This window comes from Citrobacter sp. Cpo109 (genome assembly GCF_030332565.1).
Lineage (GTDB): Bacteria > Pseudomonadota > Gammaproteobacteria > Enterobacterales > Enterobacteriaceae > Citrobacter > Citrobacter portucalensis.
The window spans coordinates 204360-218403 of the sequence record NZ_JAOWHQ010000062.1 but is presented as its reverse complement, the minus strand read 5'-3'; the positions used below and the strand labels follow the sequence as shown (position 1 = coordinate 218403).

Below are 14044 nucleotides of genomic sequence, written 5' to 3'. Positions count from 1 at the left end.
TCATGTCACAGGTTACTGAAAATAAAGTTATTGCTGCACCGGTGCCGATGACTCCGTTGCAGGAGTTCTGGCACTATTTTAAACGCAACAAAGGTGCGGTTGTTGGGCTGGTGTACGTTGTAGTGATGATCCTGATTGCGGTCTTTGCCAACGTCCTCGCACCCTACAACCCGGCAGACCAGTTCCGCGATACGCTGCTGGCTCCTCCCGCGTGGCAGGAAGGCGGTACCATGGCGCATCTGTTTGGTACTGATGATGTAGGCCGCGACGTGCTGTCCCGCCTGATGTACGGTGCGCGTCTGTCGCTGTTGGTCGGCTGTCTGGTGGTAGTTCTCTCCCTGCTGATGGGCGTGGTTCTTGGGCTGATCGCCGGTTACTTTGGCGGGATTGTCGATAACGTCATCATGCGTGTGGTCGATATCATGCTGGCATTGCCGAGCCTGTTGCTGGCGCTGGTGCTGGTGGCGGTATTTGGCCCCTCGATTGGCAACGCCGCGCTGGCGCTGACGTTCGTGGCATTGCCGCACTATGTCCGTTTGACGCGCGCCGCTGTGCTGGTGGAAGTTAACCGCGACTACGTCACTGCATCTCGCGTGGCGGGAGCCGGCGCGATGCGCCAGATGTTCGTCAACATTCTTCCTAACTGTCTTGCGCCGCTGATTGTTCAGGCGTCGCTTGGCTTCTCTAACGCCATTCTCGATATGGCTGCCCTCGGCTTCCTGGGGATGGGCGCACAGCCGCCTACGCCGGAATGGGGCACCATGCTCTCTGACGTTCTGCAGTTTGCCCAAAGCGCCTGGTGGGTTGTGACCTTCCCGGGGCTGGCGATCCTGTTGACGGTGCTGGCATTTAACCTGATGGGTGACGGTCTGCGTGACGCGCTCGATCCCAAACTGAAGCAGTAAGAGGTTCGAGATGGCGTTATTAAATGTAGATAAATTATCGGTGCATTTCGGCGACGTAGGTTCCGAATTCCGCGCCGTAGACCGCATTAGCTACAGTGTGGATCAGGGTGAAGTGGTTGGCATTGTAGGAGAGTCCGGCTCTGGTAAGTCCGTCAGTTCGCTGGCGATTATGGGACTGATTGACTACCCTGGCCGCGTTATGGCCGAAAATCTGGAGTTTAATGATCGCGACCTGAAGCGCATTTCTGAGAAAGAGCGTCGCCAGTTAGTGGGCGCGGAAGTGGCGATGATCTTCCAGGACCCGATGACCAGCCTTAATCCCTGCTATACCGTCGGCTACCAGATTATGGAAGCCATCAAGGTGCACCAGGGCGGCAACAAAAAAACGCGTATTCAGCGGGCAATTGACCTGCTGACGCTGGTGGGGATCCCCGATCCGGCCTCGCGTCTGGATGTCTATCCGCACCAGTTGTCCGGTGGAATGAGCCAGCGCGTGATGATCGCGATGGCGATTGCCTGTCGTCCGAAACTGCTGATTGCCGACGAACCGACAACGGCGCTGGATGTGACTATTCAGGCGCAGATTATCGAGCTACTGCTGGAATTGCAGCAAAAAGAGAACATGGCGCTGGTCTTAATCACGCACGATCTGGCGCTGGTGGCTGAAGCGGCACACAAAATCATCGTGATGTACGCCGGTCAGGTAGTGGAAACCGGGGCCGCGCAGGATATCTTCCGCGCGCCGCGTCATCCTTACACCCAGGCGCTGCTGCGCGCGCTGCCGGAGTTTGCTCAGGACAAAGCGCGTCTGGCCTCACTGCCGGGCGTGGTTCCCGGTAAATATGACCGCCCGAGCGGTTGTTTGCTGAACCCGCGCTGTCCCTATGCGACCGACAAATGCCGCGCTGAAGAACCTGAACTGAACCTGCTGGAAGGCGGTCGCCAGTCGAAATGCCACTACCCACTTGATGATGCCGGGAGGCCTGGGCTATGAGTACGCAAAAGGCCGCTTTGCCACAGCCGCTGTTGCAGGCTATTGATCTGAAAAAACACTACCCGGTGAAAAAGGGTATGTTCGCCCCGGAGCGCCTGGTGAAAGCGCTGGACGGCGTCTCCTTTACCTTAGAGCGTGGTAAAACGCTGGCGGTGGTAGGCGAGTCGGGCTGTGGGAAATCCACCCTTGGCCGCCTGCTGACGATGATTGAAGTCCCGACCGGCGGTGAGCTGTATTACCAGGGACAGGATCTGCTTAAGCACGACCCGCAGGCGCAAAAGCTGCGTCGGCAGAAAATCCAGATTGTATTCCAGAACCCGTACGGTTCCCTGAACCCGCGTAAAAAAGTGGGACAGATTCTGGAAGAGCCGCTGCTGATCAACTCCACGCTCAGCAAAGAGGAGCGTCGTGAAAAAGCGTTGGCGATGATGGCGAAAGTGGGGCTGAAAACCGAGCACTACGACCGCTATCCGCATATGTTCTCCGGCGGTCAGCGTCAGCGTATTGCCATCGCTCGTGGTCTGATGCTTGACCCGGACGTGGTGATTGCCGATGAACCGGTCTCAGCGCTGGACGTTTCGGTGCGTGCGCAGGTGCTGAATCTGATGATGGATTTGCAGCAGGAACTGGGGCTGTCATACGTCTTTATCTCGCACGACCTGTCGGTGGTCGAGCACATTGCCGATGAAGTGATGGTGATGTATTTAGGCCGCTGTGTGGAGAAAGGGACGAAGGACCAAATCTTCAATAATCCGCGTCATCCGTACACGCAAGCGCTGCTCTCCGCAACACCGCGCCTGAACCCGGACGATCGCCGTGAGCGTATCAAGCTGACCGGTGAACTGCCAAGCCCGCTGAATCCGCCGCCGGGCTGTGCGTTCAACGCCCGCTGCCGTCGTCGCTTTGGTCCGTGTACCCAGCTTCAACCGCAGTTGAAAGATTACGGCGGTCAGCTGGTAGCTTGTTTTGCCGTTGACCAGGATGAAAACCCACAGCAATAAACCTGGGTTATGACCCGATAACCGGAGCCTTGTGCTCCGGTTTTTTTATATTTTCTCTTTACGTCCACAATGTGAGTCCTTTGGCAGAACATTATTCCACAGCGTCTAGAATGTAGTCAGATTTCCTCTAGTCACAGAAATATCTATTTCGCAGTTGCTAACTACCAGGAGCAAATGTGGTCACGATACGCTGGGATATTAAAACAATTGATCGTCTGTCGATGGTTGAGGATGTCCTGAAGGAATTTTCCTGCTGTGATATCAATATCATCTCCATGAAAGTGACGCCTGGGCGGATCCTGATTAAATCCTGGTGCCGCCAGCTACAGGATATTTCCTGTGTGCAATCCTGTTTAAGCCAGCGCGCCGATATTATTAATGTTGCTTATCTCTGTGAGGAGATAAGCGAGCTGTCAACGCCGGAGCCGGAACGCCCGCGTTATTTCTCTGACATTATTTGCAGCAGCCAGAGCATGCACGCGCTTATCGAAAAGGCGATAAAAATTGCCGACAGCAAATATACCGTTCTGATCCGTGGCGATACGGGGACTGGTAAAGAGCTGCTGGCCCGGGCTATCCATAATTCCGGGCAGCGACGTTTTTATCCGTTTATTCCGGTCAACTGCTCTGCGCTACCTGAGTCGCTAATGGAGAGTGAATTCTTTGGCTATGAGAAAGGGGCTTTCAGCGGCGCGGATTGTAAAGGCAAAAAAGGGCTGTTTGAAATGGCCGATAAAGGCACCCTTTTTCTCGATGAGTTTGGCGAAATGTCGCTGAGCTTACAGGCTAAACTCCTGCGCGTGCTTCAGGATGGCGGGATTCGGCGCGTTGGCGGGGCACATATTATTCCGGTCAATGTGCGCATTATTGTGGCAACCAATGCCAATCTGGAAGAGATGGTGGAACAACGTCTGCTGCGCGCCGATCTCTATTACCGCATCAACGTGCTTTCACTGACCATCCCACCTTTGCGCGAGCGCCCACAGGATATCAGCCTGCTGATTCGCCACTTTGTGCAGAAATACGCGAAGGAATTCCAGCGGCGGATCATTCTGGATAAAGCCTGTTTTGATGCCCTGCACCATCACACCTGGCCGGGAAACGTGCGCGAACTGGAAAATACCATTATTCGCCTGATGCTGATGGCTGAATCCGATGTTATTACGCGGGAAGAATTAGGGATGGTGAATTTGCCTGCCGTTGAGCGGGGCGCGACAGAACGTCCTTTTAAAGAGCAGGTTCTGTGTGCTGAACGCCAGCTCATTGAACAGATGGTGGAAGATAATGTGTCGTCACGGCATATTGCCAAAGCGCTGGGCGTGTCGCACACCACGGTGCTGAATAAAATTCGCGGCTATCAGCTGGAGAGTGTGGGTTAAGCGCCGCCAGCGTCTGACGGCGCGATATACGTGGGTTATTCAATCAGCTTCAATAAGGGCGACAGGCACAGCAGAATTCCGTACAGCAGGATCAACCAGGTTTTCAGCCCGCGTAGTTTTTCCAGTTGCGTTACTTTATAGATCAGGAAGAACGGAATAATACACGACACAATCCCGTAAAGCGGACTACCTAGCTGGAAGAATACCAGTACCGATACGCGAAATGACACCCAAATGACCAGAGTGATAACAATAAAGGTGCAAATACCCAGCGTGAGTACTAACGGATTAATTTTCTCAACGTCAATGACGCGGCTCAGAACGTTGAGAATAATACCTTTGATCGCCTCGTGGAATCCCAGATAAATACCAAAGAACGCGGTTAATACGGCGAAGATATTTAATACTGTTGAGGTGATATGAATAATCTGCCCAGGAATGACCTGAGCCGCCAGTGCCAGTGCGGAAATATTTTGTTCGAAAGCCGAAACGGCCTCTTCATGGCTAATAGAAAAGGTAAAAGAGAAGGAGAAAAACAGAATGACAGCAATCAGAGTAATGTAACTGATGCGATGCGTACGGATTGCCATACGCGTAGCCAGCACCCGATCCGTCACCCGTTTGCGGTAGGCGATGTTCATTGGGTTCAACACCTGAATAAACACCGCTGAGAAGAAGCAGAACGGGATGGTTAGCAGTACATCACGAAAGAAGACAGATGCTTCAGGGAAGGCGCTGATATTAGCGAAGTTCCAGTGCGGAACCATCGCAAAACCAAATACGATGATGATACCTACTTTGACCACCACCATCGGGCCGGAGATTTTGAACAGCAGCTTTTCTCCCCCGGAAGCAATGGCGACCAGCACGGCAAAAATGGCCACTTTATAGATTATCGACTGCGAAAGATCGGCCTCGGTCAAGCCGAAGGTTTTGATATATGAGGCGCTGTCAAAAACCACGGATAAGGAATAAATAAATATGCCGTGAATAATCATCAGAAAATAGATGACGCCAAGAAATACGCCCCAGTTTTTTCCAAGGTAATGACTTATAATATCCGTGTAGTCATTGCAGGTTTCGCTTTCTGATAATGTTTTTAAATAAATATCCTGCACAATATAAGTTGCCGGATAAGCAATAATAAAGGCAACGATAAATACCCAAATGCCTGTTAAGCCAATTTGTACCGGCATCAGTACCGTTCCGGCACCAATGGCCATGCCGATGCACAGTAATACCCAGCCAAAATCGTATTTCGTAAACGGTATTTTTTTTGAGAATGGTACGGCGGTTGCTGTATTGTTGCTTAATTGTAATGTGTTGTCCTGCATAGAACCCCCTGCCCAAAATACACGTTCTCCCCGAAAGAGGATCACGCGTATTGCCAGACTGTTGTGCCTTGATTCTCAACAACCTGAACCGAACGGCGTCGGTTCAGGCCATATTGGTCAGAATGTTGCCTTTCTGATGGCGTGTTCAAGGTCGTTAATAATATCTTCTGGATCTTCAAGACCCACAGAAAGACGGATAAGCCCGTCGGTAATACCTGCTTTAAGCCGTTCCTCAGGTGCAACGGGCGAATGTGTCATAGACGCTGGGTGCTGAATGAGGGTTTCGGTATCACCGAGACTGACCGCGAGGAGGCACAATTCTACAGAATTGATCATCCGCCTACCAGCCTCGAGGCCGCCGGCGATTTCGAAGCTGATAATTCCACCTGGCAGGCTCATTTGCCGCTGGCCCAGCTCATACTGCGGATGCGAAGTCAGGCCAGGATAATACACCCGAGTAATGGATGGATGCCCTTCGAGGAAGCGGGCGATTTTCAGCGCATTTTCACAGTGACGTTCCATACGAATGCCCAGCGTTTTAACGCCGCGCAGTGTTAACCACGCATTGAAAGGACTCATGCAGCCGCCGGTGATATCTTTCAGGCCTACAAACCGCGCCTGGTCGATAAACTCCTGCTTACCAACAATGATACCCCCAATCACATCCCCGTGACCGTTGATATATTTGGTGACGCTGTGAACCACAATATCCGCGCCCAGTTGCAAAGGCTGCTGACAGTACGGCGACATAAAGGTGTTATCCACCACCAGCAATGCGCCCTGTTGATGGGCGATACCGGCCACCGTTTCAATGTCGACCAGCGACAGCGTTGGGTTGGCGGGCGTTTCGATATACACAACTTTGGTTTCTGGTCGCATGGCGGCGCGGATTTCTTCAGGCTTTGCCGCGTCGACAAAGCTGACGTTAATCCCAAACTTCGGCATGCTGTGCGACAAAAACGCGTGGGTGCAGCCGTAAATCGCGCTGGCGGAAACGATATGGTCACCCTGCTGGCAAAGCGTCAACAGCGTTGTGGTGATAGCGGAAATACCGGACGCGGTTGCCAACCCGGCTTCACCTCTTTCCAGTACAGCCAGCTTTTTCTCCAGCGCATCGGTGGTGGGGTTACCCAAGCGGGTGTAAATGTACCCGGACTCTTCGAGCGCAAAGCGGGCGGCACCTTGTTCGGCGCTGTCAAAAACAAACGTTGAGGTCTGGAAAATAGGCGTACTAAGCGCGCCAGTTGAAGGGTCGGGTTGTTGCCCCGCGTGAACGATCTGGGTGTTGAATCCGTAAGTACGACAGTCAGACATGATATCTCCTTTAATTCGGAACAGAACAGCTCACAGTCAAATAGCAATCGCTGTGCCAGAAAATGAACTGATAGATATCAATGCGTTATGTTTTTGTCTGAACTAATGGTCGGCAGGAATGTTGCCAACTGGAAAGAATCTTTCCAGCGTGCTGGTGAGAAAATGGGTGAATTGCGAGGTGCTACGCAGAGCGCAATATTGCGCAGTGATATGGCAAGTGGGCTGCCGTAGAATCAGCGGCAAGCCGGGAATTCTCGGTGAGGCGCAATGTTGCGGGGGCTTGATCCCCGGCGGCATCGGTTGCTGGAAAGAGAAAACCCCCGCACGTTGTTCGGTATAAACCTGGCAACAAAACGGGGGCTGACTTGAACCTGAACAACTCAAGGATAGCCGTGAACAGTTGCCATTGCAACACAGGCGGCTATATGACGCTCGCACAGTTAGGCGTGGCCTTCTGGCACGATTTAGCGGCTCCAATCATCGCTGGCACCATTGCCAGCCTGATTGTGAGCTGGCTGCGTAACAGGAAGTAATGCGCTTTGTAGGCGTCTGCCTGCCGTGATGGCAACATGCGCCCGAACCAGGCCGCAGGGGGCGACCTTGCTGCCTTTTTCGGCTTAAATGCAGATAAATCTCGTCGCCAGGTGCCTATCCTGTCGCGATAATGCACGCTGGGAAGTTTTCAGATACCGCCTCTCTTAATACCGCTACGATCGGGTATACTCTGACGGCAGTTTCGTCTATCCGTGGAGAGTCAGTTTGCGTGTCAGTCGCTCGTTAACAATTAAGCAGATGGCAATGGTTGCGGCCGTTGTTATGGTGTTCGTTTTTATTTTTTGCACCGTTTTGTTGTTCCATCTGGTCCAGCAAAACCGCTATAACACGGCTACGCAACTGGAAAGTATCGCTCGCTCCGTCCGTGAGCCTCTGTCGGACACTATCCTGAAAGGGGATATTCCCGAAGCGGAAGCCATTTTAAAAAGTATTCGGCCAGCGGGCGTGGTAAGTCGCGCCGATGTGGTGCTGCCCAATCAGTTTCAGGCGTTGCGGATGAGCTTTATCCCTGAACGCCCCGTTCCTGTTACGGTGACTCGCCTGTTTGAGCTTCCGGTACAAATTTCGCTGCCGATCTATTCCCTTGAGCGTTCAGCTAACCCGCAACCGCTGGCGTATCTGGTACTGCAGGCGGATTCGTACCGCATGTACAAATTCGTGATGAGTACGCTCTCGACGTTAGTGACCATTTACTTACTTTTGTCGTTAATATTGACCGTCGCCATCTCCTGGTGCATTAACCGCTTGATTGTGCACCCCTTACGTAAAATTGCCCGTGAGCTGAACGACATCCAACAGCAGGATCTGATTGGCTATCAACTGGCATTGCCGCGTCTACATCAGGATGATGAGATTGGTATGCTGGTGCGTAGCTACAATCTTAATCAGCAGTTGATTCAGCGACATAGTGAAGAGCAAAGCGACTTTGCAATGCGTTTCCCGGTTTCCGAACTGCCCAATAAGTCGTTTTTAATGGGGCTGCTGGAGCAGGTTGTTACCCGCCAGCAGACGACGGCGCTGATGATTGTCACCTGCGAAACCCTACGTGACACCGCGGGGGTGTTAACCGAAACTCAGCGGGAAATCCTGCTGCTTACGCTGGTCGAAAAACTCAAGTCGGTATTAGCCCCCAGGATGGTGCTTTCCCAGGTGAGTGGCTATGACTTCGCCATCATCGCCCATGGTGTAAAAGAACCCTGGCACGCTATTACTTTAGGTCAGCAAGTACTCACTATCGTTAACGAGCGATTACCTATTCAGGGTATTCAACTGCGTCCTACCTGCAACATTGGGGTAGCAATGTTCTATGGTGATTTGACCGCAGAACAGCTTTACCGCCGCGCCCTGTCGGCCGTGTTAACCTCGCGCCATAAGGGTAAAAATCAAATTCAGTTCTTTGATCCGTTACAGATGGAAGAGGCGCAGCAGCGTTTGACGGAAGAGAACGATATTCTCAGCGCGCTGGATAATCAGCAGTTCGCGCTTTGGATGCAGCCGCAGGTGGAAATGTCCAGCGGTAAGGTATTGAGCGCAGAAGCATTATTGCGGATGCAGCAGCCGGACGGAAGCTGGGAGCTGCCCGAAGGGTTAATCGACAGGATTGAGTCCTGCGGCCTGATGGTGACGGTTGGTTACTGGGTGCTGGAAGAGACGTGCCGCCAGCTGTCAGCGTGGCAGGAACGGGGTCTGATGCTGCCGCTGTCGGTGAATTTGTCCGCGCTACAGCTGATGCACCCGAGTATGGTCTCGGACCTGCTGGAGTTGTTAAACCGCTATCGCATCAAGCCTGGTACGTTGATCCTGGAAGTGACTGAAAGCCGACATATCGATGATCCCCACGCTGCGGTGGCCATTTTGCGCCCATTGCGTAATGCGGGAGTACGTATCGCACTGGATGACTTTGGCATGGGGTATGCGGGCCTGCGACAGCTGCAGCACATGAAGTCGCTACCGGTGGATGTCCTCAAAATCGATAAGATGTTTGTCGATGGGGTACCTGAGGATTGCAGCATGATCTCCGCCATCATTCAGTTGGCCCACAGCCTTAATTTGCAGATGATCGCCGAAGGTGTCGAATCCGAAGCGCAGCGTGAATGGCTATCACAAGCCGGGGTGGAAGTGGCACAAGGGTTCCTGTTTGCCCGACCGGTCCCGGCAAATATCTTCGAAGAACGTTATCTGGCGCCGGAAAGCGCTGATTACAAAAGTTAAAAAAGGTCTCGCTTGTGCGAGCCAGCTCAAAATTTTTAACATTTCTGTATCAATTATGATCCAGGTACATTTCTGTCAAGTTGTGTGGGTGTTACCTTAAGGCCGCAGGTTAAACAAAACCTTACAAGACCTGTGGTTTTTACTTTAAGGACACCCTATGAAAACCTCTATATTCAAAAGCCTTTACTTTCAGGTCCTGACAGCGATTGCCATAGGTATTCTCCTTGGCCATTTCTACCCTGAATTAGGCGCCCAAATGAAGCCGCTTGGTGATGCTTTCGTTAAGCTCATCAAGATGGTCATCGCACCTGTCATCTTCTGTACTGTCGTTACCGGCATTGCAGGCATGGAAAGTATGAAAGCCGTAGGCCGCACTGGCGCGGTTGCACTGCTCTATTTTGAAATTGTTAGTACCATTGCGCTGATCATCGGCCTCATCATCGTCAACGTGGTGCAACCCGGTGCCGGGATGAACGTCGATCCGGCGACACTGGATGCCAAAGCGGTTGCAATGTACGCCGAACAGGCAAAAGACCAGGGGATCGTAGGTTTCCTGATGGATATTATCCCGGCGAGTGTCATTGGCGCGTTTGCCAGCGGTAACATCCTGCAGGTATTGCTGTTTGCGGTAATGTTTGGTTTTGCGCTGCATCGTCTGGGCAGCAAGGGCCAGATGATTTTCAACGTGATTGAAAGTTTCTCGCAGGTTATTTTCGGCATCATTAATATGATCATGCGCCTGGCGCCGATCGGTGCTTTCGGTGCTATGGCCTTTACCATCGGTAAATATGGCGTCGGAACGCTGGTGCAACTGGGTCAGCTAATCATCTGCTTCTACATCACCTGTATTCTGTTTGTGGTGCTGGTGCTGGGTTCAATTGCCCGCGCAACTGGCTTCAGTATCTTTAAATTCATCCGCTATATCCGTGAAGAACTGTTGATCGTTCTGGGGACTTCTTCTTCCGAGTCCGCGCTGCCGCGTATGCTCGATAAGATGGAAAAACTGGGCTGTCGGAAGTCGGTTGTCGGATTGGTTATACCCACGGGCTACTCGTTTAACCTTGATGGGACATCAATCTATCTGACAATGGCGGCGGTGTTTATCGCTCAGGCAACCAACAGCCACATGGATATCTTCCATCAGATAACCCTGCTGGTGGTGCTTCTGCTCTCCTCAAAAGGTGCAGCGGGTGTGACCGGGAGTGGCTTTATTGTTCTGGCCGCGACTATCTCTGCGGTGGGTCACTTGCCGGTTGCTGGTCTGGCGCTGATTCTTGGTATTGACCGCTTCATGTCTGAAGCCCGTGCGCTGACCAACCTGATTGGTAACGGTGTTGCAACTGTTGTTGTGGCTAAATGGGTGAAAGAATTGGATACCAAAAAGCTGGATGACACGTTGAATAATCGTGCGCCGGATGGCAAAACGCACGATTTATCCTCTTAATCTCGTCACTTATGCCCGTAGTCCCTTCCAGGACTGCGGGCGTTTGCGCATAATTACCCCCTGTGCCTGAAACCGTCGATTCGGCGGCTCGGGATTTTTTCACTTCTTCCGTGACATTTTTATGTTCTCGCGGTCTAACACGAAGTGTTTTTAACGTCATATTCAGAGAGTCCTTTCGAGGGCTGTCTTTTTATTTCCAGGATAGTTGATCAGGGGTTCACATGCAGGGCACAAAAATTCGACTTTTAGCGGGCGGCTTGCTGATGATGGCCACTGCCGGCTATGTGCAGGCAGATGCGCTCCAGCCTGATCCAGCATGGCAACAGGGCACGCTGGCAAATGGTTTACAGTGGCAAGTGCTAGCCACTCCCCAGCGCCCGAGCGACCGTATTGAGGTTCGCCTGCTGGTTAATACCGGTTCACTCACCGAAAGTGCGCAACAGAGTGGTTTCAGCCATGCGATCCCGCGTATCGCGCTGACGCAAAGCGGTGGCCTCGATGCCTCGCAAGCCCGTTCACTGTGGCAGCAGGGGTTCGATCCCAAACGTCCCATGCCGCCGGTTATCGTCTCCTATGATTCCACGTTGTATAACCTCAGTCTGCCTAACAGCCGTAACGATCTACTGAAAGAGTCACTTTCTTATCTGGCGAATATCTCCGGTAAACTGAGCATTACCTCTGAAACGGTCAATCATGCGCTGAATAGCGAAGATATGGTTGCAACCTGGCCGTCAGATACCAAAGAAGGGTGGTGGCGTTACCGTCTGAAGGGATCGACCCTGCTGGGGCACGATCCCGCCGATCCGTTGAAAACGCCTGTAGATGCGTCGAAAATTCAGTCTTTCTACCAGAAATGGTATACCCCGGACGCGATGACGCTGATCATCGTCGGTAACGTTGATGCACGCAGCGTAGCTGAGCAAATCAATAAAACCTTTGGCGAGTTAAAAGGAAAACGCGAAACGCCTGCACCGGTACCCACGCTCTCTCCGCTGCGAGCAGAAGCCGTGAGCATTATGACCGATGCGGTACGCCAGGATCGCCTGTCTATTATGTGGGATACGCCGTGGCAACCGATCCGTGAATCTGCCGCGTTATTACGTTACTGGCGCGCTGATTTAGCGCGTGAGGCGCTGTTCTGGCACATTCAGCAAGAGCTAACCAAAAACAATGCCAAAGACATTGGCCTCGGATTTGACTGCCGGGTGCTGTTCCTGCGCGCGCAGTGCGCGATTAACGTTGAGTCGCCGAACGATAAGCTGAACGCCAATCTGGGTACGGTTGCGCGTGAGCTGGCGAAAGTGCGTGATAAGGGACTGCCGGAAGAAGAGTTCAATGCGTTGGTAGCGCAAAAGAATCTGGAACTGCAGAAGCTGTTTGCCACCTATGGTCGTACCGATACCGATATTTTGATCAGCCAGCGTTTGCGCTCGCTGCAAAATCAGGTGGTGGATATTGCGCCTGAACAGTACCAGCGTTTACGCCAGAGCTTCCTCAACAGCCTGAGCGTTGAGATGCTGAATCAGGACCTGCGTCAGCAGCTATCGCAAGATATGGCGTTAATTCTGCTGCAGCCGAAGGGCGAACCTGAATTCAATATGAAGGATCTGCAGGCGACGTGGGATAGCATTATGGCGCCCGTTACCGCAGCGGCAACGTCTGTTGAAACGGATGAATCACACCCTGAAGTGACGGATATCCCGCCTGTACAGTAAAGGGTATCGTAACCTGCAGGCCGGGCAAGCGAAGCGCACCCGGCTTACCCAGTGCCGGATGCGGCGTTAACGCCTTATCCGGCCTACAGGAACAATAAATTATTGCGGCATGGCGTCGCGGGGGATAATCGCCCCACGATGCTGAATGACGGTGCTTGCCGTCAGATGGCCTCGTTTTGCGGCTTCGGCGGCATCGCCACCGGTCAGACGGACCGCCAGATACCCGGCGCTGAAGGAGTCTCCGGCCGCAGTGGTATCGATCACTTTCTCTTTCGGCAATTTAACGGCCGGAATGTCGATCAGTTCTTCGCCTGCAATGGAAACCAGGCAAGAGTCTGCGCCACGCTTCACAACCACTTCCTGTACGCCAGCCGCGTGAGTACGGGCAATTACCTCGGCAACGGGTTTTTCACCCCACAGTGCGTCTTCATCGTCCAGCGTCAGGAATGCGATATTGGTGCATTCCAGCATTTGCTGATACACCTGCTGGGTCTCTTCTTTACTGCTCCACAGGCGTGGACGGTAGTTATTGTCAAAAATGACTTTTCCACCGTTGGCACGGCATTCACGCAGCAATGACAGCAGCTTGTCACGACTTGCCGGGCTTAAAATCGCCAGGCTGATTCCGCTCAGATACAAGTAGTCAAATGTCGCCAGCTCTTCGCAAATCGCGGCAGACTGCTCGCTCTCCAGCCAGAATTTTGCGGCGGCTTCATTACGCCAGTAATAGAAGGTGCGCTCGCCGGTGCTATCGGTCTCAATGTAATAGAGGCCCGGCAGGCGGTTTTCCATGCGCTGAGTTAATGAGGTATCGACGTTTTCGCCCTGCCAGGATTCCAGCATTTGTTGGCTAAAACTGTCGGTACCCAGTGCAGTCACATAGTGTACGGAAAGTGCCGCAGCATCGACCTGACGGGCGATATAAACGGATGTATTCAACGTGTCGCCACCGAATCCGCGCTGAACGTCAGCGCCTTTCTGTGACAGCTCAATCATGCATTCGCCAATCACGGCAATCTTTCTGGACATAGTCGTAACCTGCTCTGAAAAAAATTAGCGTTAGTGTGCGCTGTGGGTGTTAAGTGGTCAACTATATTAAAACATCGTTCCATTATTTTTTTGAGCCAGCACGTGTTCTGCGTTGTTTTTGCCGCTTAGTTTTTATTTTTGCGCACAGCTGAACGTAAAGTTC

At 52.5% G+C, this 14044-nt stretch carries 11 protein-coding genes; 8 read left to right on the top strand and 3 right to left on the bottom strand.

Annotation, left to right across the window (positions count from 1 at the left end):
- Positions 1–2: 2 nt before the first annotated feature.
- From dppC to OGY71_RS15080, 4 genes are all read left to right on the top strand, one after another.
- Positions 3–905 (top strand): dipeptide ABC transporter permease DppC, encoded by a 903-nt coding sequence (gene dppC / locus OGY71_RS15095; protein WP_003024315.1) that lies wholly within the window; start codon positions 3–5, stop codon positions 903–905.
- Between the two features lie 10 nt (positions 906–915).
- Positions 916–1899, top strand: a complete 984-nt coding sequence (gene dppD, locus OGY71_RS15090) for a dipeptide ABC transporter ATP-binding protein (RefSeq protein WP_286613455.1) — start codon at positions 916–918, stop codon at positions 1897–1899.
- The gene (dppF, locus tag OGY71_RS15085; RefSeq protein ID WP_003827418.1) at positions 1896–2900 is read left to right on the top strand and encodes a dipeptide ABC transporter ATP-binding subunit DppF; all 1005 of its coding nucleotides are present in this window, start codon (positions 1896–1898) and stop codon (positions 2898–2900) included. The genes dppD and dppF overlap by 4 nt, the downstream gene beginning before the upstream one ends.
- 176 nt (positions 2901–3076) lie before the next feature.
- Positions 3077–4279, top strand: coding sequence for a sigma-54 interaction domain-containing protein (locus OGY71_RS15080; protein ID WP_003827420.1), 1203 nt, complete (start codon positions 3077–3079; stop codon positions 4277–4279).
- A 35-nt stretch (positions 4280–4314) separates the two neighbouring features.
- Here OGY71_RS15080 and OGY71_RS15075 read toward each other — a convergent pair whose 3' ends face one another.
- Both OGY71_RS15075 and megL read right to left on the bottom strand, forming a co-directional pair.
- On the bottom strand, positions 4315–5613 hold the full coding sequence (locus tag OGY71_RS15075; protein WP_003827423.1) for an aromatic amino acid transport family protein: 1299 nt from the start codon (positions 5611–5613) through the stop codon (positions 4315–4317).
- 117 nt (positions 5614–5730) lie between these two features.
- Positions 5731–6927, bottom strand: a complete 1197-nt coding sequence (gene megL / locus OGY71_RS15070; RefSeq protein WP_008786414.1) for a methionine gamma-lyase — start codon at positions 6925–6927, stop codon at positions 5731–5733.
- Positions 6928–7352: 425 nt separating this feature from the next.
- Here megL and OGY71_RS15065 point away from each other — a divergent pair, with 425 nt between their 5' ends.
- The 4 genes from OGY71_RS15065 to OGY71_RS15050 all read left to right on the top strand — a co-directional run bounded on the left by OGY71_RS15065 (position 7353) and on the right by OGY71_RS15050 (position 12852).
- Positions 7353–7460 (top strand): type I toxin-antitoxin system toxin Ldr family protein, encoded by a 108-nt coding sequence (locus OGY71_RS15065; RefSeq protein ID WP_003827426.1) that lies wholly within the window; start codon positions 7353–7355, stop codon positions 7458–7460.
- Positions 7461–7686: 226 nt separating this feature from the next.
- The gene (gene hmsP, locus OGY71_RS15060; RefSeq protein ID WP_032934148.1) at positions 7687–9693 is read left to right on the top strand and encodes a biofilm formation regulator HmsP; all 2007 of its coding nucleotides are present in this window, start codon (positions 7687–7689) and stop codon (positions 9691–9693) included.
- A 157-nt stretch (positions 9694–9850) separates the two neighbouring features.
- The gene (gene dctA, locus OGY71_RS15055) at positions 9851–11137 is read left to right on the top strand and encodes a C4-dicarboxylate transporter DctC (RefSeq protein WP_003827429.1); all 1287 of its coding nucleotides are present in this window, start codon (positions 9851–9853) and stop codon (positions 11135–11137) included.
- A gap of 221 nt (positions 11138–11358) precedes the next feature.
- Positions 11359–12852, top strand: coding sequence for a M16 family metallopeptidase (locus tag OGY71_RS15050; protein WP_003827432.1), 1494 nt, complete (start codon positions 11359–11361; stop codon positions 12850–12852).
- Between the two features lie 99 nt (positions 12853–12951).
- On the opposite strand, the gene kdgK is transcribed toward OGY71_RS15050, so the two are convergent.
- The gene (gene kdgK / locus OGY71_RS15045; protein ID WP_003827433.1) at positions 12952–13881 is read right to left on the bottom strand and encodes a 2-dehydro-3-deoxygluconokinase; all 930 of its coding nucleotides are present in this window, start codon (positions 13879–13881) and stop codon (positions 12952–12954) included.
- Positions 13882–14044: the final 163 nt, after the last annotated feature.

Coding starts and splice junctions, on each gene's coding strand:
- dppF (WP_003827418.1), top strand. CDS start 1,896: ATGAGTACGCAAAAGGCCGCTTTGCCACAGCCGCTGTTGCAGGCTATT.
- OGY71_RS15065 (WP_003827426.1), top strand. CDS start 7,353: ATGACGCTCGCACAGTTAGGCGTGGCCTTCTGGCACGATTTAGCGGCT.
- dppC (WP_003024315.1), top strand. CDS start 3: ATGTCACAGGTTACTGAAAATAAAGTTATTGCTGCACCGGTGCCGATG.
- megL (WP_008786414.1), bottom strand. CDS start 6,927: ATGTCTGACTGTCGTACTTACGGATTCAACACCCAGATCGTTCACGCG.
- kdgK (WP_003827433.1), bottom strand. CDS start 13,881: ATGTCCAGAAAGATTGCCGTGATTGGCGAATGCATGATTGAGCTGTCA.
- OGY71_RS15050 (WP_003827432.1), top strand. CDS start 11,359: ATGCAGGGCACAAAAATTCGACTTTTAGCGGGCGGCTTGCTGATGATG.
- OGY71_RS15075 (WP_003827423.1), bottom strand. CDS start 5,613: ATGCAGGACAACACATTACAATTAAGCAACAATACAGCAACCGCCGTA.
- dctA (WP_003827429.1), top strand. CDS start 9,851: ATGAAAACCTCTATATTCAAAAGCCTTTACTTTCAGGTCCTGACAGCG.
- dppD (WP_286613455.1), top strand. CDS start 916: ATGGCGTTATTAAATGTAGATAAATTATCGGTGCATTTCGGCGACGTA.